19 protein-coding genes and 1 other RNA gene are annotated in these 20,148 nt (G+C 72.5%); 11 read left to right on the top strand and 9 right to left on the bottom strand.

Annotated elements, in window-relative coordinates; all coding sequences use genetic code 11:
- Positions 1 to 15: 15 nt before the first annotated feature.
- Positions 16 to 1,230 (bottom strand): cytochrome P450, encoded by a 1,215-nt coding sequence (locus AC3EVP_RS04760; RefSeq protein ID WP_435126405.1) that lies wholly within the window; start codon positions 1,228 to 1,230, stop codon positions 16 to 18.
- A gap of 162 nt (positions 1,231 to 1,392) precedes the next feature.
- Between AC3EVP_RS04760 and AC3EVP_RS04755 the strand changes: the two genes are divergently transcribed.
- The 4 genes from AC3EVP_RS04755 (at position 1,393) to AC3EVP_RS04740 (ending at position 4,596) form a co-directional block, all read left to right on the top strand.
- Positions 1,393 to 2,094 (top strand): class I SAM-dependent methyltransferase, encoded by a 702-nt coding sequence (locus AC3EVP_RS04755; RefSeq protein ID WP_435126402.1) that lies wholly within the window; start codon positions 1,393 to 1,395, stop codon positions 2,092 to 2,094.
- Positions 2,095 to 2,137: 43 nt separating this feature from the next.
- Positions 2,138 to 3,073 (top strand): N-acetylmuramoyl-L-alanine amidase, encoded by a 936-nt coding sequence (locus AC3EVP_RS04750; protein WP_435126398.1) that lies wholly within the window; start codon positions 2,138 to 2,140, stop codon positions 3,071 to 3,073.
- 144 nt (positions 3,074 to 3,217) lie between these two features.
- Positions 3,218 to 4,081 carry a hypothetical protein gene (locus AC3EVP_RS04745; protein WP_435126396.1) on the top strand — a complete coding sequence of 288 codons (864 nt, stop codon included), beginning with the start codon at positions 3,218 to 3,220 and terminating at the stop codon, positions 4,079 to 4,081.
- Positions 4,082 to 4,308: 227 nt separating this feature from the next.
- Positions 4,309 to 4,596, top strand: coding sequence for a hypothetical protein (locus AC3EVP_RS04740; RefSeq protein WP_335981139.1), 288 nt, complete (start codon positions 4,309 to 4,311; stop codon positions 4,594 to 4,596).
- Here AC3EVP_RS04740 and AC3EVP_RS04735 read toward each other — a convergent pair.
- The 3 genes from AC3EVP_RS04735 to AC3EVP_RS04725 form a co-directional block, all read right to left on the bottom strand.
- Positions 4,583 to 5,851 (bottom strand): sensor histidine kinase, encoded by a 1,269-nt coding sequence (locus AC3EVP_RS04735; RefSeq protein ID WP_435126392.1) that lies wholly within the window; start codon positions 5,849 to 5,851, stop codon positions 4,583 to 4,585. The two genes, AC3EVP_RS04740 and AC3EVP_RS04735, sit on opposite strands and share 14 nt — an antisense overlap.
- A gap of 312 nt (positions 5,852 to 6,163) precedes the next feature.
- Positions 6,164 to 6,979, bottom strand: coding sequence for an alpha/beta fold hydrolase (locus tag AC3EVP_RS04730; protein ID WP_435126390.1), 816 nt, complete (start codon positions 6,977 to 6,979; stop codon positions 6,164 to 6,166).
- A 94-nt stretch (positions 6,980 to 7,073) separates the two neighbouring features.
- On the bottom strand, positions 7,074 to 8,555 hold the full coding sequence (locus tag AC3EVP_RS04725; RefSeq protein WP_435126387.1) for an MFS transporter: 1,482 nt from the start codon (positions 8,553 to 8,555) through the stop codon (positions 7,074 to 7,076).
- Between the two features lie 98 nt (positions 8,556 to 8,653).
- On the opposite strand from AC3EVP_RS04725, the gene AC3EVP_RS04720 reads away from it, so the two are divergent.
- Positions 8,654 to 9,226, top strand: coding sequence for a TetR-like C-terminal domain-containing protein (locus AC3EVP_RS04720; protein ID WP_435126384.1), 573 nt, complete (start codon positions 8,654 to 8,656; stop codon positions 9,224 to 9,226).
- Positions 9,227 to 9,287: 61 nt separating this feature from the next.
- Here the strand turns inward: AC3EVP_RS04720 and AC3EVP_RS04715 are convergent, their stop codons facing one another.
- Entirely contained in the window at positions 9,288 to 9,680 is a 393-nt protein-coding gene (locus tag AC3EVP_RS04715) for a winged helix-turn-helix transcriptional regulator (RefSeq protein WP_335981144.1), read from the bottom strand.
- A 107-nt stretch (positions 9,681 to 9,787) separates the two neighbouring features.
- Here AC3EVP_RS04715 and AC3EVP_RS04710 point away from each other — a divergent pair, with 107 nt between their 5' ends.
- From AC3EVP_RS04710 to AC3EVP_RS04695, 4 genes are all read left to right on the top strand, one after another.
- Positions 9,788 to 10,624 (top strand): enoyl-CoA hydratase/isomerase family protein, encoded by an 837-nt coding sequence (locus tag AC3EVP_RS04710; protein ID WP_435126380.1) that lies wholly within the window; start codon positions 9,788 to 9,790, stop codon positions 10,622 to 10,624.
- Between the two features lie 38 nt (positions 10,625 to 10,662).
- Positions 10,663 to 11,649, top strand: coding sequence for an NADPH:quinone reductase (locus AC3EVP_RS04705; RefSeq protein ID WP_435126377.1), 987 nt, complete (start codon positions 10,663 to 10,665; stop codon positions 11,647 to 11,649).
- Positions 11,650 to 11,980: 331 nt separating this feature from the next.
- Positions 11,981 to 12,772 carry a TetR/AcrR family transcriptional regulator gene (locus tag AC3EVP_RS04700; RefSeq protein ID WP_435126374.1) on the top strand — a complete coding sequence of 264 codons (792 nt, stop codon included), beginning with the start codon at positions 11,981 to 11,983 and terminating at the stop codon, positions 12,770 to 12,772.
- A 95-nt stretch (positions 12,773 to 12,867) separates the two neighbouring features.
- The gene (locus AC3EVP_RS04695) at positions 12,868 to 13,548 is read left to right on the top strand and encodes a nitroreductase family protein (RefSeq protein WP_435126371.1); all 681 of its coding nucleotides are present in this window, start codon (positions 12,868 to 12,870) and stop codon (positions 13,546 to 13,548) included.
- Here AC3EVP_RS04695 and AC3EVP_RS04690 read toward each other — a convergent pair.
- Both AC3EVP_RS04690 and AC3EVP_RS04685 read right to left on the bottom strand, forming a co-directional pair.
- A complete protein-coding gene (locus tag AC3EVP_RS04690) occupies positions 13,526 to 14,392 on the bottom strand; it encodes an NmrA family NAD(P)-binding protein (protein WP_435126368.1) in 867 nt (288 codons plus the stop codon). The genes AC3EVP_RS04695 and AC3EVP_RS04690 overlap by 23 nt on opposite strands.
- Before the next feature lie 12 nt (positions 14,393 to 14,404).
- Positions 14,405 to 15,295 carry a helix-turn-helix domain-containing protein gene (locus tag AC3EVP_RS04685; protein WP_435126365.1) on the bottom strand — a complete coding sequence of 297 codons (891 nt, stop codon included), beginning with the start codon at positions 15,293 to 15,295 and terminating at the stop codon, positions 14,405 to 14,407.
- Positions 15,296 to 15,475: 180 nt separating this feature from the next.
- On the opposite strand from AC3EVP_RS04685, the gene AC3EVP_RS04680 reads away from it, so the two are divergent.
- The gene (locus AC3EVP_RS04680; RefSeq protein ID WP_435126362.1) at positions 15,476 to 16,306 is read left to right on the top strand and encodes an alpha/beta fold hydrolase; all 831 of its coding nucleotides are present in this window, start codon (positions 15,476 to 15,478) and stop codon (positions 16,304 to 16,306) included.
- 634 nt (positions 16,307 to 16,940) lie between these two features.
- Here AC3EVP_RS04680 and rnpB read toward each other — a convergent pair.
- Together rnpB and AC3EVP_RS04670 are read right to left on the bottom strand one after the other, a co-directional pair.
- Positions 16,941 to 17,342: RNase P RNA component class A (gene rnpB, locus AC3EVP_RS04675), an RNA gene on the bottom strand.
- 17 nt (positions 17,343 to 17,359) lie between these two features.
- Positions 17,360 to 18,490, bottom strand: coding sequence for an AfsR/SARP family transcriptional regulator (locus AC3EVP_RS04670; protein ID WP_435126359.1), 1,131 nt, complete (start codon positions 18,488 to 18,490; stop codon positions 17,360 to 17,362).
- A 483-nt stretch (positions 18,491 to 18,973) separates the two neighbouring features.
- On the opposite strand from AC3EVP_RS04670, the gene AC3EVP_RS04665 reads away from it, so the two are divergent.
- Positions 18,974 to 20,119 (top strand): glycoside hydrolase family 183 protein, encoded by a 1,146-nt coding sequence (locus AC3EVP_RS04665; protein ID WP_335981155.1) that lies wholly within the window; start codon positions 18,974 to 18,976, stop codon positions 20,117 to 20,119.
- Positions 20,120 to 20,148 lie beyond the last annotated feature (29 nt).

The following is a 20,148-nucleotide window of genomic DNA, read 5'->3' as shown; positions in this document are numbered from 1 at the left end:
AGCGGGCCGGCGGGCTCACACCGGGTCGAACTCCACCCGTACCGACGCCGGGCCTCGGGTGAACACACCCCGCTCGACGGGGAGTTCGCCGGCCGCCAGCCGCACCCCCGGCAGGGCGTCGAGCAGCTGGTTCACCCCGACCTCCACCTCCGTCTTCGCCAGCAGCGCTCCGACACAGAAGTGCCGGCCCAGGGCGAACGCCAGATGGTCGGCGGCCGCGGAGAACGCGTTGGTGCTGTTCAGGTCGGAGCGGAAGATGTCGAACACGTCCGGGTCGGCGTACCGCTCCTCGTCGCGGTTGGCGGCGCCGATCAGGCAGGTGACGGTGCTGCCCTTGCGGATGGTGCCGCCGCTGACCGGCACGTCGGTGGCGGCCTGCCGCATGATCATGTGCACCGGCGGGGTGTAGCGCAGCGTCTCGGCGAACGCGCGCGGCACCAGGGCGCGGTCCGCGCGGACCGCCGCGAGCTGGTCGGGGTGGCGCAGCAGGTTGGCGAAGACGCTCGCGATCGCCTTGTCGGTGGTCTCGCCGCCCGCGGCCAGCAGCAGGCTGCAGAACGCCTTGATGTCCTCGTCGTCCATCGCGGTGCCGTCCACCTCGGCCCGGCACAGCGCGGAGAGCAGGTCGTCGCCGGGGTGGGCGCGGCGGTCCCGGATGATCGGGAGCATGTACGCGGCGAACTCCACCCGGGTGCGCTGCCCGGCCGCGGTGACCTCCGGGTCCTGGGCGAGGTTGCCGAGGAACGCGATCACGGAGGTGTACCAGCCGTGGAAGCGGTCGTGGTCGGCCGGGTCCAGGCCGAGCATGTCGGCGATCACGTTGACCGGGAAGCGGGTGGCGTACTGCCCGACGAGCTCGGCCGAGCCGGTCCGCCGGAAGGCGTCGATCAGCCGGCGGGAGTTGCGCTCGATCACGGGCAGGAACTTCTCCTGGAGCTCTCGGCCGCGGAAGGCGGGCGCGACCAGGGCGCGGCGCACCGCGTGCTCGCGGCCGCTCATCTGGAGGATGGTCCGGCCGTGCACGGGTTCGAGCTGCCAGGCGTAGTTGTCGGTGGTGAACGTGCTGTCCTTGAAGGCGCGTTCGACGTCCTCGTAGCGCGAGACGATGTAGCTGCGCATGCCCTCGTGCCAGACGAGGGGCGTCTCCTGCCGCATCACCCGGTAGCTGGCGTACGGGTCCTCGGCGAACTGCGGCGACAGGATGTCGTGGGCCTGACCGGGTACGGGCATGGGACTCCTCGGGCGGATAGGACCGGCGGAACCTGCGCATACGTACGTACCCGGCCAGCGTAGGCACGAACAGGCGTTCCGGCCATACGAGTTGGCCGCCTGTCGCCGGGACCCGGGAGCGGCGCGGCGGGCGGGAGGCGACCGGCCGCCTACGCTGGCGGCATGGACAAGGACGTACGTACCGCCTTCGAGGCCGCCAAGGGCTTCATGCCGCTCGACGAGGGCCTGGCCCTGCACGCCGCCGCGAAGGAGGCCGCGGCCGGCCTCGGGCTGCCGCTGCTGGAGGTCGGCACGTACTGCGGGCGCTCCACGCTGCTGCTCGCCGAGGCCGCCGCGGCGGCCGGCACCGTCGTGGTGACGGTGGACCACCACCGCGGCAGCGAGGAGCAGCAGCCCGGCTGGGAGTACCACGACCCGGAGCTGGTGGACCCGGTCACCGGGCGGATGGACACCCTCCCGCAGTTCCGCCGCACCCTGTACGCCGCCGGGCTGGAGGAGCACGTGATCGCGGTGGTCGGCCGCTCCCCGCAGGTCGCGAAGGTGTGGCGGCAGCCGCTGGGCCTGGTCTTCGTCGACGGCGGCCACACCGACGAGCACGCGGGCGCGGACTACGAGGGGTGGGCGCCGCTGCTGGCCGAGGGCGGCCTGCTGGTGATCCACGACGTCTTCCCCGACCCGGCCGACGGCGGCCGGGCGCCGTACCGGATCTACCGGCGGGCGCTGGCGTCCGGGGCGTTCACCGAGGTGTCGGCGACCGGGTCGCTGCGGGTGCTGCGGCGCGGCGCCGGGCACCTGGACACCGGGCGGCCGGATGCCGGGCGGGCGGGCGCCCCCGGCGCGGACACGGCCGACCGCGGAAAGTGACGCCGGGTGCAAGGTGACAGCTCGGGCCGATAGAGTCGCGGGCGTGTTCAGCAACGGGTCACACGGGGGCGGTCGTGGCGGCGGACTCGCCGCAGCGGCCGTGGTGGCGGCGGCGGTGCTTGTGAGTGGCTGCGGAACAGCGGCGAACTCGGGCTCCGATACCGGCGGCACACGCAGCACCGGCAGCGCGTCGAGCGCCGACGGGAAGAACGCCGGCGGCGGCAGCGCCGCGCCCGGCAGCACCACCCCGTCCGCGACGCCGTCTGCTGAAACGCTTCCCCTGGCCGGGAAGGTCGTCGTGCTCGACCCGGGGCACAACCCGACCAACTACCAGCACACCGCGCAGATCAACCGGCTGGTCGACATCGGTACGAACCGCAAGGAATGCGACACCACGGGGACCGAGACCGACTCCGGCTATCCGGAGGCGACCTACACCCTGGACGTCTCCCGGCGGACGCGGGCGATCCTGGTCGCCCGCGGCGCGAAGGTGGTGCTGACCCAGAACGGCGACCGCCCGTACGGCCCCTGCGTCGACGAGCGGGCCCGGATCGGCAACGCCGCCCACGCGGACGCCGCGCTGTCCATCCACGCCGACGGCGCGCCCGCCGGTGCGCGCGGCTTCCATGTGATCGCGCCGAAGTCGCTGCACGCGGGCGGCGCCGACACCCGGAAGATCGCCGCTCCGTCGCTGCTGCTCGCCACCACGCTGCGGGCGCACTTCAAGGCGGCGACCGGTGAGCCCTTCGCCGACTACCTCGGCGGGGGCAAGGGGTTGATGGTCCGCGACGACCTGGGCGGGCTCAACCTCTCCACCGTTCCGAAGGTGTTCATCGAGTGCGGCAACATGCGCAACGCGCAGGACGCCGCGTCGTTGACGAGTGCCGGCTGGCGGCAGCGCGCCGCCCAGGGCATCGCCGACGGCCTCACCGCCTTTCTGCAGGGTTCCCCCGCGGGGCCTGCCGATGGGAAGAGGTGACAGGGCTGTAGCAGTCCGGTATGGATCGTGCACCAAGACGCATACCTGACACCCGGCCAAAGGTCACACCCGTACGATGGGGCACCGCTTCCCGCCCCGACGAACCGAATCCAGCATTCCGCATCGCAAAGGACAGGACCCGACGTGAACATCCGCTCCCTGACCCGAGGAGACGGCCTGGTGATCGGCTCAGCGGCGCTGCTGCTGATCGCCTCCTTCCTGCCGTTCTACAGTTACCCCAGCGGCTATTCCATGAGCGGTGGCGTCTCGCACAGCTCGCAGAACCTCTGGCACTCGGCCACGTTCCCGATCCTGCCGTCGGTTACGCTGGCCGCGATCATCGCCGCCGCGGCGCTGCTGGTCTCCCGGTCGGGGCAGTTCGCGGGTCGGCAGGTGCTCGGGCTGGCCCTCGACCAGTGGACGATCGCGCTGTCGCTGTTCGTCGGCTGGACCGCGGTGTGGTCGACGCTCTTCAACAACCAGGACAACGTCGACAAGAAGGTCGGCGCCTGGCTGACCCTGATCTTCGGTGTCGTCATCGCGGTGGCCGCGGTGCTCAACAGCCGGCTGCCCGCGCTGAAGGCCCCGCTGGCCGGCGCCCCGCGCCCGCAGCAGCCGCAGCCGTACGGTGTCGGCGGCCCGCAGCCCTACGGTGCGGCCCCGCAGCAGGCCGGCTACGGCTACCCGGGCGGCGCGCAGTCGGTGGACCCCGCCTACGCCGGCGCCCCGGCCCCGCAGCCGCCGTACGGCGGTTCGCCCGCGGCCGGTGTGCACTCGCAGCCGACCACGGCCGCCCCGTCGCCGTCCGCGGACTTCACCGCGTTCTGGTTCGCGGTGCCGGTCCCGCGGCCGCTGTTCGCCGAGGACGGCAGCGGCGGGCAGATCGCCGAACTGGCCCCGGGCACCTGGTACCTCGCGGTGGACCAGCGCGGCCAGGCACTCATCGCGCAGACCCAGGACGGGCGCCGCGGCGTCCTCCAGGACAGCAGCGGCATCCAGCGCGGCTGATCCGCGGCGCCCGACCGCGTCGGGCCGGTTCGCCGGGCGGGCACGGCCGTACGACCGGGCGCCGCACCACGGCCGGCCGCCTCCCTCATGACGGGGGAGGCGGCCGGCCGTCGTCGTGCCGGGACCCGGCCCGGGGTCGGCCCGCACCGGCAGTTGGTGGCAGGTCCACTTCAACAAGACGGCCCCGAGGCAGGTTTCGCCCACCGCGCCCGGGCAACACGACCGCCATGGCCAGACGGTATGGCGGCAACCCCGCCGCGGCGATCATCCTGCTCGCCGCAGACATCGCTGCACTCATCCTGATCCTCTGGATCTTCTTCTTCGTCTTCGACGCGAACCGCGGCAACGACCTCGTCGACGCGGTCCACCACGCGGCGAACTGGCTCGCGACCTGGTCGAGGGACATGTTCACCATCGACAACGCGAAGTGGCGCACCGTGGTCAACTACGGCCTGCCCGCCGCGGTCTACCTCGCGGTGGCCCATCTGGTCGCCCGCCGGGTCAACCGCGCCTGAACCCTTCCGGCTGCTCCTCGACCGGCAGGACCGCGGCGACGCGGAAACCGCCCGCCGGGGCCGGACCGGACGCCAGCGAGCCGCCCGCCGCGGCGAGCCGCTCGGTCAGCCCGCGCAGACCCGTGCCGGTGCGGACCCCGGGGCCCGGGCCGGGCCCGGCCGACGGCCCGGCCCCGTCGTCCGTGATGGTCAGGCGGACCTGTCCCCCGTCGGCGCGCAGTTCGATGGTCGCCTTCGAGGCGCGGCTGTGCCGTACGACGTTGGTGACGCCCTCGCGGACCACCCAGCCGAGCAGCGCCTCGGTCTGCGGCGGCAGCGGCGGGCCGGACTCGCGCACCGCCACCTCGATGTCGGAGGCGGCCAGCGCCGAACGGGCCCGCTCCAACTCGGTGGCCAGGCTGCCCTCGCGGTAGCCGGTGACCGCCTCACGGATCTCGGTGAGCGCCTGCCGGCCCACCGACTCGATGTCCGCGACCTGGGCGAGCGCCGCGTCCAGGTCGCGCGGCGCGAGCCGGCGGGCCGCCTCGGACTTCACCACGACCACCGACAGGGTGTGCCCGAGCAGGTCGTGCAGGTCCCGGGAGAACCGCAGCCGCTCCTGCGCGACCGCGGAGCGGGCCAGCTCCTGCCGGGTCGACCTGAGCTGGTCCACCGCGTGGAAGAGCGTGATGATCACCGAGACCACCAGCCCGGACAGGAACGAGCCGTACGCCAGGCTGATCGTGGACCAGATGCCCTCGTGCCGCAGCCCCGAGACGATCCCGGCCGCCGCGCTGGTCGGGATGAGCAGCAGCCCGAGCGAGCGGCGGCTGCCCGCCACACTGCCCACGCACAGCGACACCAGCACGAACAGCAGCAGGAAGTTGCCGCCGTAGCCGATCGCCAGCGCCAGCGCGGTCGCGCCCAGGCCGCCCAGCAGCCGCAGCGGCACCGGCCCGGAGCGCCGGCGGGCGCTGAAGGCGGAGCGCACGGTCAGTACGTAGAGCGTGCAGAAGACCGCCAGGCCCGCGGCGGCCGGCCACGGCTGGCCCACCCGGCCCTTGAGCAGGTCGATCAGCGGGCCGAGCACCATCAGCAGCCACGGGATCAGGGCGTTGCCGTCGGGTTTCCTGAGCCGCTCGATCTCCTCCTCGAACGGCTCGGAGCGGTACCACCACAGCTTCCTGCGCGGTCCGGCGCACCCCTTCGGTCCGCCCGCGCGCTCCGGTGCGGCGCCGTCCGCCGCGCCGGACGCCTGTCCCGCGTCCCCCGCCATCCCCGTCCCCCGTCCGGTGCCGCGCCGCGACGGCCGTGTGCGGCGCGGTGCTCCGACGGCCGCCCCGCCGACGAGCACCGCCCCACACCGTACCCAAGCAGGTGCCCGAACGCCCCCGGCCCAGCGGCGTGACCGCCCGCACCCTGTACGCCACTCGCCTCGCCGCCCCGAGCAAGCGCGCCGGCCGCTCCCTCCAGGGGCCGGCCGACCAGGAAGGCGGCGCCGACGACGTCCAAGGAGCCGTCTGCTCCCATGCCCCCGCCGAACGCGTCGGTGGCCCGCACGCCGGTGGCCCGCACACCGGGGGCCGGACTACGCCCGTCGCCGCTCCGCTTCGACGACGCCGGCCAGGAGCCGGGCCGTGGCTTCGGGTGCTTCCACCGGGAAGTGGTGGCTGCCGAGTTCGACCGGCACGATGGCGAGGCGGTCGGCGTAGCGGTCGATCGCTTCTTGCGCCAGCAGGTCGCGTATGGCGAACACGGTGATCGGCTGCCTCGTCTCACGCAGGGCCGCGTCCATGTCCCAGCGCACCAGGCCCTCGATGGAACGCAGGCCCGCGGGCTGCCTCACCGCGGCCATCCTCTCGAAGTACGCGTCTATGAGCGCGGGGTCGGTGCCCGCCGGGGAACCTCCCTCGACGAGGCCGCGCACCGCTGCGGGGAAGTCCGCACGGAACGTGTGCAGCATCGCGTCGGTCTGTTCGTCACTTTGGACGGGGAACAGGGACAGGTAGTGCAGCGAGTCGAGCGCGATCACGTGCGTGACCGTGCCGGGCAGCAAACGTCCGACCTCGACGGCGACGGCTCCGCCGAGGGAGTGCCCAGCGACGACGGCGCTGTCCACCGATTCGCTCTCCAGTACCGCCGCGACGTCACGGGCGAACTCCTGCATGGTCCACACATCGCGTGTGGACCAGGACTCGCCGTGCCCGGCGAGGTCGATGGCGAGGACGCGGTAGTTCTCGGGCAGGTGGCCGGTCACCGCGTCGAAGTCGCTGCGGTCGCAGGCCCAGCCGTGGACGAGGGCCAGGGTCGGGCCGCCGGCCGGGCCGCTGACCGTGTATCGGATCGCCGTGTGGTCAGAGCGCCGTATCGTCCGGTTCTCCGTGGTGCGGCTCGCGGTTGTCATGGTGTTTCTCTCCTGTGATCGGTATGACGCGGTACGGGAAGTGGGCTGGGAAGCGGGACGCGTACCGGCCGCGGTCGCCGCCGCGGCCCTCGTCCTACGCGATGGTGCGCGGCAGCCTGAGGCTGAGCAGAGCGGTTGCCGCGGTGGCAGCGAGCCAGGCCAGCAGGGTCACCAGCAGGGCGTCGCGCATGTTCCACGGGCCGAGCAGGGCCAGGAAGAGTGAGCCGATCGTCGCGACGCCGAGGGCGAGCGCGGCCTGCTGGGTCGTGGTCATCACGCCGCTGCCCACGCCTGCGCGCTCGTGGGGTACGTCCGAGAGGACGATGCGGAAGAGGACCGGCAGTTGGACGCCCTGGGCGAAGCCGATGACCAGGAAGGCGGGTGCCAGGCCCCACGCTTGCAGGTGCGGCCAGGAGTGCCAGAAGGTGAACATCAGCAGGACGCCCCCGGCGAACTGCAGCACGGACGCGAACGTCACCATCCGTCCGGCGCCGTGCCGGGCGACCAACCGGGGGCCGGTGAGTGAGGCGGCGAAGACGGCCAGCGCGAACGGGACCAGCGCGAGTCCGGCGACGACCGCGGTCATCCGCAGGCCCTGCTGGAGGGCGATGGCCAGGACGAACATCAGGCCGCCGAAGCCGATCCCGAAGGGCGGCAGGAGCGCCAGGCCGCGGCGCAGGGAATCCAGGCGCAGCAGGCTGGGCGGCACCAGCGGGGTGCGTCCCAGACGGTCGGCTCGCACTTCGACCCGCTGGAAGGCCAACGCGAGAAGCGGGCTCAGCGCGAGCAGCACCCAGGTCCACACCGGCCAGCCGGTCGCCCTGCCCTCGGTGAGCGGTAGCAGCAGTGCGGCAAGTGCCGCGGCGAGCAGGAGGGTACCCGGCACGTCGACCGGCTCGGGACGCGGGGAGCGGGTGTCCGGCACCGTGCGCAGCGACATCAGCAGGCCGACCACGGCTATCGGTACGTTCACCAGGAAGATCGCGCGCCAGCCCGAGCCCCACAGGTCCGCGGTGACCAGGACGCCGCCGAGGATCTGCCCGGCCACCATGGACAGGCCCTGAGTGGCGCCGTACAGGCCCACCGCCCTGGCCCGGCGGTCGCCGGTCGTGGACGCGTGGATGGTGCCCAGGACCTGCGGCATCATCATGGCCGCTGCCGCGCCCTGTGCCACTCGGGCGACGACCAGGGCCCAGGGATCGGGCGCGAGTCCACACGCGAGTGAGGTGATCCCGAAGCCGGCCAGGCCCGCGATGAACAGTCTGCGGCGGCCGAAGGTGTCGCCCAGTCGTCCGCCGAGGACGAGCAGGACCGCGTAGGCCAGGCCGTACCCGGCCACCACCAGCTCGAGCAGCGCGGGGCCCGCGCCGAGGTCCTTGTCGATGGTGGACAGGGCGACGTTGACGATGAAGAAGTCGATCAGCGGCAGGGCCGCGCCGAGCAGCACCGTGAACAGGCCCAGCGCGCTCAGGCCGGGCGGCTCGTGCCCAAAGGCGCCGTTCGTGCCCGCGGCGGCAGAGGGTGCGGCCCGCGGGGTAGTGGCTGGAGTGCCGGGGGAGGGGGAGTCGACAGGCATGTTCGCCTCGCAGTGGTCTGTGCGTTAGTGGCTTCAAGGTAGCACTAACGCAGCGACCGATGCGATTAATTCGCAGTGATCAATGCAATAATGGCGGCATGGCTACTACGGCTTCTGCTCCGTCCCGCACCGGCAACCGGCCCGGCGGCCGCTCCGCCCGGGTCCGCGCGGCCGTCCACCGGGCCATCCAGGAGCTGCTGGCCGACGAGCCCAACGAACCGCCGACGATCCCCGTCGTCGCCGCCCGCGCGGGAGTGCACCCCACCACTGTCTACCGCCGCTGGGGCTGTGTCGCCGACCTGCTCGCCGACGTCGCGACCAGCCGCTTCACCGGCGACATCGTGGTACCGGACACCGGAAGCCTCCGCGGGGACCTGGAACGCTACGCGGACGACCTCGCCAGGGACCTCTGCGATCCCGACACCCTCAACCTGGTACGCGCCACCATCGGCATCGGCGGAGAGCAGGGTGCCGCGGCGTGCCGCGGAGAGCGCGAACAGCAGCTCGAAGCCATCCTCGAACGGGAACAGGAGCGGGGCGGTCAGCCCCCCACCCTCGAGCGCACCACGGACGCGATCCTCGCCCCCCTCTACTACCGCGCCGTCTTCACCAACTTCCGCCTCACTTCCGAGTGGGCACACGGCCTGGTGGCACACCTGCTCGACGCCTGACAGCGGTGGGCCGTCCGCTGCCGCCCTGGGCGGCCACCTCCGCCCCGCACGCGCGAACCTGCTAGCGCCCCGATGACCGCTCGTCGTATGCGCGCTGGGCCGACTGGACCTGGTCGCTGTGCTCGACCGTCCATTCGTGGAGGCGGGTGAAAGGGCCGCGGAACGACTCGCCGAGGGGGGTGAGGGAGTACTCCACCCCGAGCGGAGAGGTCTCCAGCACCCGGCGCCGGACCATGCCGTTGCGTTCGAGCCGGCGCAGCGTCTGCGTCAGGACCCGCTGGGTGACGCCCTCCAACTGCCGCTTGATCTCGTTGAACCGCGTCGGTCGCTCCAGGACCGCCATGGCCATCATCGACCACTTGTCCGCGATCTGGTCGAGGATCGGCCGGCTCGGGCACTCGGCGCTGAACCGCGGAGCACCACGGGGCGGTTGGGGCGAAAGGTCGGTATCCATCGTGATCCTTGGTTGTCGACAAGTGCGTTATTGACCGTTCACAGGGCCGGGCCCAGGGTTGGTATGCATCGCAAACCTACTAGCCCATCGCAAACCTAGGGACATTCATGGACCCGGACCAGTACACAACGCTCCGTGTCGGCATCGATGCCGGAGTCGCGCGGATCACCTTGGACACTCCGCCGGTCAACGTGCTCAGCGGGACCCTGATCCGCGAACTGCACGACGTTCTCGGGGTGCTGCGGGACGACCGCTCGGTCCGCGTCATCGTGTTCTCCAGCGCCAACCCCGAGTTCTTCATCGCCCACGTCGACATCCACATCCTCGACGAGATGGCGGGGCTTGCGGAGATCGCGGACCGCAACCCGGACGCCAACCTCTTCCAGGGGGTCGGCGAACTGCTGCGCCACCAGCCCCAGGTGACGATCGTCAAACTGGCGGGCAAGGCCCGGGCCGGAGGTGCCGAGTTCGTCGCGGCCGCCGACATGGCCTTCGCCGCGCGGGAGACGGCGGGCATCGGCCAGAGCGAGGTGCTGATGGGCATCGTGCCCGGCGGCGGGGGAACGCAGTACCTGCGCGAGCGGGTCGGGCGCAACCGCGCGCTGGAGCTGCTGCTCACCGGTGACCTGGTGGACGCGGACACCGCGGCCGCCTACGGGTGGATCAACCGCGCGGTGCCCGCGTCCGAACTGGACGGGTTCGTGGACCAGGTGGCGGAGCGGATCGCCGCGCTCTCCCCGGAGCTGATCGCCGCCGCCAAGGAGCTGGTCCCGCCGGCGGACCTGTCCGACGGCCTGCGCGCGGAGAACACCGCCTGGGCCGAGCTGGTGAGCGGCGACCTGCCGGCACGGCTCATGACCGGCGCTCTGGAGCTGGGTGCGCAGACCCCGGCGGGCGAGCGCGACCTGGAGTCGCTGATGCGACGCGTCGCCGCCCGTCCGTAGCGCGAGAGCACCACGAGCAAGAGGAGAAGCGAGAAGCAATGAGGGCAGCGTTCTACGACACGTCCGGCCCCGCGAGCAGCGTGCTGCGGGTGGTGGACGTCGACCGCCCCGAGCCCGGCCCCGGCCAGGTCCGCGTCCGCATCGCACTGTCCGCGATCAACCCGGGCGACATGTTCATGCGGCTGAACTCCACCGCGCGGGACTTCCAGCGCATCGGCGAGCGCACCGGCCGTATCCCGCACCAGGACGGGACGGGCTGGATCGACGCGGTCGGCACGGGAGTCGACGCGAGCCGGATCGGCGAACACGTGTGGATCTGGATGGCCGGGTCGGGCGCCCTGTGGGGGACGGCGGCGGAGTGGACGGTCGTGCCGTCCGAGCAGGCCGTGGTGCTGCCGGACGGGACCTCCGACGAACTCGGGGCGTGCCTCGGCATACCGGCGATGACCGCGCACTGGTGCCTGCACGCGGACGGTTCGCCCCGCGACCGCACGGTACTGGTCGCGGCCGGTGCCGGCGCCGTCGGGCACTACGCGATCGAACTCGGCCGGCTCGCGGGCGCGCGGATCGCGACGACGGTCAGCGGACCGGAGAAGGCCGAGCTGGCTCGGGCCGCGGGCGCCGACCTCGTGGTGAACTACCGCGACGCCGACGCGGCGCGGCAGATCCTCGACGGAGTCGGGCCGGTCGACCGGGTCATCGAGGTCTCGCTGACCGGCAACCTCGAGCTGGACCTCGCCGTCGCCGGTCCGGGGGCCACCATCGTGACCTACTCGGCGTCCCCCGACGACCCGGCCCTGCCGGTCTTCCGGCTGATGTGGTCCAACCTGGTGCTGCGGTTCGCTCTGTTCCTCACCGAGCCGCGCGACGCGCTGCTGCGCTCCGCCGCCGAGATCACCGCGGCCCTGCGGAAGGACGCGCTCACGCCCCTGCCCGTGCACTCCTTCCGCCTCGACGACGTGGCCGCCGCACATGAGGCCGTCGAGGCCGGCATCGTCGGGAAGGCGGTACTCGACCTGCGCTGATCACTCCGACGGGCGTCGGCGCGGCCAACGGGTCGGCCCCCGCGACAAGTTCGGCGGTCACGTCGACGTCGGGACTGCGGTGGACAGACCGGCCTGTCTGTTGTTAGGTTCCTCCGGACAGACCGGTCTGTCCGGAGGAGGGGACCGTTGGCATCCCGCCGTGTGTACGGGGCAGCGCCGCTGGAGGTCCTCGCGTCCGCTCGGGACGCTCGGGACGCTCGGGACGGTCAGGGCGGACCCGGCGGACCCGGCGCGCTGGTCCTCGCGAGCTCGATCGGGCACGGGGTTCGGTCCGGGCTTCCAGGGCCCCATCGGCATGGTGACCGCCGGCGTGTCGGACCGCGACAGACCGGCGTCGATGGCCGCCGTCTTCGTCGTCGCCTACCTCGGTCTCGGCGCCGCCGCGATCGTGCCGGGCGCCCTGACGAGTGCGGGGATACCGCTCACCCGGATCGCGGCGGGACTGGCCCTGGTACTGGCGGCCCTCGGCGCCGCCGCGTTGACGACGGTTGTTCCACCACAGGAAAAGGTGAGTCGGATGCAGACTGACACGCGCGGTACACCTCGCGCACGGCTCCTCTCGGCCGCCGCGGAGCTGTTCTACCAGGAGGGCATCCGAAGCGTCGGCATCGGCCGGCTCCTCGAACACGCGGGGGTGGCGAAGGCCAGCTTGTACGACGCCTTCAAGTCCAAGGACGAGTTGGTCGCCGCCTACCTCCGCGACCGGTACGACGGCATGAAGGCGCGCTTCCAACGCACGCTCGCGAGCCGCCGCGACCCACGGGAGAGGGCGCTCGCGCCGTTCGACATCCAGCTGGAATTCGCCGCCGACAGCACCTACCGCGGATGCGCCTTCGCCCGCGCCACCGCCGAGTCGCACGCCGCCGGCGTGGACACCGTCGCCTCGGAGTACCGCGAGTGGCTCCGCACGACGTTCACCGACCTCGCGGCAGAGGCGGGCGCGGCCGACCCCTCGGCGGTGGCGATGCAACTGCACGCCCTGTGGGACGGGGCCGCGCAGTCCCTTCAGATGGACCGCGACCCCGCGGTGGTGCACGCCACGCGCGATGCGGCGGCCGCCCTGCTCGACGCGGCGCTGCCCGCCACCCGGACGGCGCCGTAGCCACCGCGGAACCCCTTGCTCCCTCCGCCTCCCTGTCTCCTTGTCCCTTTGCCCGTTTGTCCGTTTGTCCTTTGCCACGAACCAGGAGCGGCCCAGTGAACACCAGCGGTCCGACGCACCAGGCCCTCGGGCTCACCGCAGACGAGGTCCTCACCACCACGCGCGCGGTGCGCAGGCGCCTCGACCTGACCCGGCCCGTTCCGCGGGAGCTGATCCAGGAGGCGGTGAAGGTCGCCACCCAGGCACCGACCGGCCGCAACCAGCAGCAGTGGGACTTCGTCTTCATCGACGATCCGGCGACGAAGGCGAAAGCGGCCGACATCTGGCGCGCCGGGCTCATGGCCGGTGCTCCCGACGAGCACGACCCCACCCCGCTCCCGACCCGGATGAGCTTCGCCTCGTCGCAGTGGGGACGGATTCGGGGCAGCCTCGGCCATCTGGTCCAGCATCTGCACGAGGTGCCGGTGCTGATGATCCCGGTGGTGCGGGTCGCTCGTCGCGAGGAACTCCTCTCGATCCGGGGGCAGGCGCACAACTGGGGCTCGGTGGTTCCGGCGACCTGGAGTTTCATGCTCGCCGCGCGGGAACGCGGACTGGGAACGGCATGGACCGTCGCCCACCTCACGTTCGAGCGCGAGATGGCCGACCTGCTCGGCCTCCCGTTCGACAAAACCGTCCAGGTCGCGCTGACCCCGATCGCCTACACGATCGGCACCGACTTCAAGCCGGCCCCGCGCGCCGACGACAGGAACTTCAGCCACTGGAACCGCTGGTAGCCGTCCTCGACAGCGCCTCTTCGAGGGTCCGGGACGGCCGGCCGATGAGCCGCGTCAGGTCGCCGGAACTCACGTAGAACTCGTCGCGGGCAATACCGAGTTGGGTGTCGGCGAAGATCTCGGCCACCTTCTCGGGCATGCCCTGCTTCACCAGCATGGCCCGGTAGTCGCCGGCCGGCACGTCGCGGTACTCGACGTGCCGGCCGGACCACCGGGCGATGGCCGAGGCCACGTCGTCCATCGTGTACGAGCGCGCGCCGCCGAGCTCGTACACGGCGCCGGCGTGGCCCTCACCCACCAGCACCTCGGCCGCCGCGTCCCCGAGCTCGGCTCGGCTCGCCGGGCTGATCCTGCCTTTGCCCGAAGCGCCCTCGACCACACCGCGTGCCGCCGCCCGCGGCGCGACCTGCCCGGTGAGTATGTCCAGGTACATCGAGTTGCGCAGCACCGTGAACGGCACACCGGAGTCGCGCAGGTGCGACTCGGTAGCGGCATGCTCCCGGGCCATGGCCATCCCCGAACCGGCGGCGTGCGGCGTACTCGTGTAGGCGAGCAGCTCGACGCCGGCCTCGCCGGCCGCGTCGATGACCGCGGCATGCTGCGCCACGCGTCGGCCGAAGTCGCCACCCGAGATGAGCAGCGCGCGATCGCCGCCGCGCAGCGCCGCGCGAACCGTGGCGGCGTCGGCATAGTCGACACGTACCGCCCGGACGTTCTGGTCACCGAGTTTCGACAGGTCCCGGCCCGCGGCGGTGATGTCGGCCGCAGGGGCACCACGGCGCTTCAGGCCGGCAAGCACATGGCGTCCCAAGTGTCCGGTGGCGCCGAAAACAACAATCGTCATGAGGCCACCGCATCATTCGGCGGGCGGCGGCACCATGATCGAAGATGACGGTTCCATGCGCGGGTGTGACATCTGCGCACCGCGCTCGGACCGGTAGCGGCCGGGCGCGAGCCCGTACTCACGGCGAAACGCGTGCGCGAAGGCGAAACCGGTGGAGTAGCCCACTTTCCGGGCGATCGCGTCCAGCGGTTCCCCGGTCTCCCGCAGCAGCCGTGCGCCGCCGGCGAGGCGCAGCTGCGCCAGGTACTTCATCGGCGGCGTGCCGACGACCGACGCGAACCGGCGGCTGAACGCGCCACGTGACATGGCGCAGGCCGTGCTGAGCCGCTCCAGGGTCCACTGCTCGTGCGGCGCGTCGTGCAGGGCGTGCAGCGCCGGGGCGATGGAGGAGTCGGCCGCGGCCGGCCAGGCGTCTGTCCGCCGCTCTTCCGATGTCCGGCGCAGAAGATGCACCACCACCAGATCGACGAGGGCCGCCCGCATCACCTGTTCCCCCGGCGCCGGCCGGGTCACGTCACGGTCGACGAAGTCGGCCAGGTCCCGCAGGTCGACGTCGCCCTCACCGCGCGGATGCACCACGACGGCCGGCATCTGACCGAGATAGGGATGCAGCGGAACCTGACCGAGCCGGTAGACCCCGCAGAAGAACTCGAAGCCGGTCGTCGCGGACACATGGCCGAGGGCGTGCTCGGCTCCGTGGGGTACGAGCACGACATCGCCGGGATGAACGGTGACCGGCTCCATGCCGGCGGCTGTCAACCGGCCCTCACCCGCGAGCACCACGTGGAAGCCCGTGCCGGCGAAGCGTGGGAAGTGCATGCTCCAGGCCCCGTGCTTGCTGATGCGCCGCCCGTACGCGCGCCCCGCTCGCAGACTGCTGACGACGGTGCCGATGATGTCCACCGAGCCCACGCTAACAGCGCCGCCCGGCGCGATCCGGGCTGCGGGCCGACCCGGTCCGCCCCACCCTGAAGTGGCGTTCTCTTACGGAGAAGGAACGTTCTCCCTTGCCATCCGGCCGGATGCGTGCCACGCTCATCCAGTAAGAAGATAGACCGTTCTTTCTACTCGCAAGAGGTTCCTGTGATCACGCCTGTCATCCGGCGCTCCGCGCTCGTCGCCGCCGCTCTCGCCGCCGCAGCGGCCATCTCCATCCCGACCGCCGGCGCCGCCGCCGGCCACCACGCGACCACGTCCACGCCCAAGCCGACTGTCGTCTTCGTGCACGGAGCCTTCGCGGACTCCTCCGGGTGGTACGGCGCGATGGACCGCCTGCGCAAGGACGGCTATCCGGTCCGGGCCGCGAACAACCCGCTGCGCGGCCTGCCCGGGGACTCCGCCTACGTTCGGGACTTCCTCAACGGCATCAAGGGACCGATCATCCTGGTCGGTCATTCGTACGGCGGCGAGGTCATCACCAACGCGGCCGCGGGCGATCCGGACGTCAAGGCCCTCGTCTACGTGGCGGCCTCGGTGCCGGACGTCGGCGAGTCGCTGGCCGACCTGACGGCCCACCCGGTCGACCATCCCGCGACGGCCCTGCCGTTGCAGGAGCAGGAGTACACCAAGCCGGACGGAACCCAGGGCACTGACTCCTACATCGACCCGGCCCAGTTCCGTAAGGTGTTCGCCGCTGACGTCGGTCCCGCCGAGGCGACCGACATGGCGGACACGCAGGAGCCGATCGACCTGGCGGCCCTCAACCAGGCCGCCACAGCGGCCGCGTGGCGGACCATTCCCTCGTGGTACCTGGTCGCCAAGCAGGACAAGGCGATCAGCCCGGACCTCGAACGCTGGATGGCCCAGCGCATCGGAGCACACACCGTCGAGGTCAACTCCTCGCACGCCGCCATGGTCAGCCACCCCGGGGCGGTCGCGGACCTGGTCGAGCAGGCAGACCACGGCACCAGCTGACACGCGCCCACGCCGTGGGCGGGGAAGGCGGCCGTCCCCGCCCACGGGCTGTCGAGCGGCGCGTCGCCGCCCCCTGCACACGCAATGCATCCCAAGTCACGCCCCCGAGGGCGCGCCGGCGCGCGGCGAACACGCACCGTGCGGGATCGCGGGCCGCAACAACCGCCCTGCGGCCCACCTCCGCTGCGACGGTGCGACGCCGGAGTCGCGGCGCCGAAGCGGACCAGGCAGCCGACTGCCGGGTGCATGGTCACGCAGGGCGGCGGGAACCGCGCCAGAGAAGCCACGCAGAGACGACGAGGCAGAGGAGGCTCGGCGGAAGGAGCAGCGCATCCCGGACGAGACGGTGGCGAGCGGGAAGGCGCGAGAGAGCGAAGAGGGCCAGCGAGACGCCGACCAGGATCTGGGCCCAGGCGCCGGGACGACCGCGAGCGGCGGGGCTGATCGCCGTGGTCCTCCCGAGGAGATGGAGAATTCCTCCCACGACGAACACGACCGACAGAACTCCGCTTGCGATCTGCACTGAACCCCCCGTAGTGCACTTCCGCCAAGACGACGACACCGCCCGAGCCTCAGCCTAGGACGTCGGGGGCTATCGGGGCTGCCCGATACGGGCCCGGGGGAAGGTGTGGGGCAGACGAGTCGGGCTGTACGCCGGGTTCTGTCGCCCGGGCGCCTCGCGGCGGCCGGGGAGACGGCCATCCATCTAGGGCCGGCGTTGCCGCCGACCTCGTGCGGTCTACCCGCGGACTCGGGCGGGCAGCCCTCGAACGTCCGCGCAGAGCGCCGGTGAGGGCGCTCCTTTTGACCTTGCTCCGGGTGGGGTTTACCTAGCTGCCCAGGTCACCCTGGGCACTGGTGGTCTCTTACACCACCGTTTCACCCTTACCGAGGACCGAGGTCCCCGGCGGTCTGCTTTCTGTGGCACTGTCCCGCGGGTCACCCCGGGTGGCCGTTAGCCACCACCCTGCCCTGTGGAGCCCGGACGTTCCTCGGCGGATCACAGGTGATCCGACGCGACCGTCCGCCCGGCTCGTCTGCCGTACCCCCATCCTAGCCCGCGGCGGCCGCGGGCCACGCCTGGGCGGGGTCGAGGAGGACGGTGTCGCCGCGCAGGACGGCGCGGCGGGCGCGGCGCAGCAGGTCGCTGGGGGCGGTCGCCAGCTCGGCGGCGAGGTGGCGGCTGGTGCGGTCGAAGACCTCGAGGGCGGCGGCCGGGCGGCCGCCCTTCTGGAGGGCGCACATGAGCATGGCCGCCACGGACTCGTCGAGGGGCTGGGTGACGGACAGCGCGGACAGCTCGTCGATCGCCTCGGTGTGGCGGCCCAGCCGCAGTTGGCCGTCGACCTTGCGCCGGACCAGGAGGTTGCGGCGCTCGGTCAGGCGCATCCGCTCCAGTTCGGCGAGGGGCCCGGGCAGGCCGGCGAGGGGCTCGCCGCGGAAGAGGTCGAGGGCGCGGGCGGTGAGGCGTACGGCCTCGGCGAGGTCGCCGGTGCGGGCGGCGGCCGCGGCGGCGGTGGCGTGGCGTTCCACGCGGGCGGCGTCGACGGACACGGCGCCGGCCAGCCGGTAGCCGCAGCGGTCGCGGCTGATCACCGGGGGCTGCCCGGCCGCGGCGGCGGCGAGGATCTTGCGCAGCCGGTAGACGTAGACGGGTACGACGTTGGCCATGGGTGCCTCCATGCCCCAGACGCCGTCGAGCAGTTCCTGCGGGCCGAGCGCACGGCCGGGGCTCAGCGCCAGCGCGGCGAGCACCGACTGCTGCCGGGCCGGCCCGAGGTCCACCGGCCGGCCGTCCCGCCACGCCTGGAGCGGCCCGAGCAGGCAGATCCGGAGCGCCTCCTCCTGCGGATCGCGTACGGGGGTGGATACGGGTACGGGAGCAGGCACGGCGGACACGGGTACGGGTACGGGCACGGCAGCGGCTACGGGTACGCACCCCGCGTGCACGCCCGGCCGGCGCGGCCCGCGCCCGGGCACGACCACACCGCTGTCGAACGCGTACACGATCGCGGCCGAGCGGTCCGGCAGCCCCAGCTTCGCCAGCAGGTGCCCGAGCATCCCGCGCACCGCGGGCTCGGGCAGCCCCAGGCACGCGGCGATCTCGGGGTCCCGCAGGCCGCAGCCGACCGCGTGCAGCATCTGGCGCTCCTGCTGGGTGAGGGGGGACACGGTCGACAGCACGGTGCGACTCCAATCTCTGGCCGGTGCCGCCGAGTGTGGGTACGGGGGCGCCCGGGAGGACAGGTCACCGGACTGGCCATATCCGACCGATCCGCGTACACCGCGCTGACCTGCGCGAACACACGGCGGACGAGGCGGTCGGCCGGCAGCGGCGGGGCGGTCGGCCGGCACCGGCGAGGCAACAACGGCCGGGCGCCGCAGGCCGTTTCACCGTGATTTCATCGGCCGCTCCTAGCGTTCTGTCCGCGGTGCTCGACCGGGTGCGCGATGCCGGCCGCGCACCGGAACGGGGGCGAACGGGGGACGGTCGCCGGTGCGGCGGGGGTAGGAGCCGCACCGGGACCGCGCCCCCCGCGCGACTCGCAGCGCAGGCGCCCCCGTCCACGGCCCCGCCCGCGCCCGTCGCGTGGTCGGGGCCGCCGCAAGCGCGCCGCAAGGCACCGCAACGCACCGGAAGAACCGACACCGTTGGAGGACCGCCCCATGTCCCACGCTGGACGGCCGAACCGCCGCTCCGTTCTCAAGGCCGGAATGGGTCTGGCCGCCACCGCCACCGGCGTCCTGGGCGCCGGGCTCGCCGGCGCCGCCCCGGCCGCCGCCGCCCAGAACGGCACCCCGCTGTGCGACCAGGCCGGCGACTCCGCGAGCGCGGTCGGCCTCGGCTCGGGCGACCTCGGCATCCCCTACTACCGCGAGCACGACGGCACCTGGGGCTACGTCTTCGGCGACTCCTGGGCCGGCATGCAGCAGGCGGACGGTACGTACATCGGCTCGCCCGTCATGCTCAACCAGGCCGGCTTCGACGCGTCCGGGGCGACCCCGATCTCCTTCACCTGGGCCGAACCCAACGGCACGGCCCGCCAGTTGCTCAACTACACGCACAACGCGAACAACGGGTTCGGCACCGAGGTCAGCCGCATCCCGAACGACTGCATCGAGTTCGGCGGCCGCACCTACCTCCAGTACACGTCCGTGGCGACCTGGGGGCCGCCCGCCGGGTACGACGGCTCGCTGATGTCCGGCGTCGCGTACTCCGACGACTACGGCGCGACCTGGACCGACTTCCCGTACCACTGGGACGGCGACGTGCGGGGCGTCAACCAGTCGATGTACGGCATGTGGTCGTTCGCGGGCATCGACCCCGACGGCTGGCTGTACATCTTCTCCAAGCGCTGGAACGGCACCCACATCAACACCGCGGACGGCGGCGCGATCCAGCTCTTCCGCATCCAGCCCGGCGACTTCCACGACGGCAACTTCGGCGCGCAGCAGAACTGGGCGTACCTGAACGGCGCGTGGCAGTGGACCACGGCAGCGCCGCCGTCGGTCATCCTGTCCGGCAACAACACCGGCGAGTTCTCGGTGAAGCGGATCGGCGGCACGTACTGCATGAGCTACTTCGACGTGGTCCTCGGGGCGATCTGCACCCGCCGCGCGTCCCGCCCGGACGCGGTGTGGAGTACGCCGATCCCGCGGATCACCTCGCTGACCGTGCCGAACCTCTACGGCGGCTACATCCACCCGGGCAGCGCCTCGGCGGACGCGCTCACCCTCATCGTGTCCCAGTGGAACGGCACCGTGGGCCAGGCCCCGTACTGGGTCCGCCAGTTCGACGGGATCGGGTCCTAGGCCGGAAAAGGAAACGCGGGGGCGGCGGG

It is taken from the genome of Actinacidiphila sp. bgisy144 (genome assembly GCF_057708105.1).
This window is presented reverse-complemented; position numbering and strand designations above follow the sequence as displayed.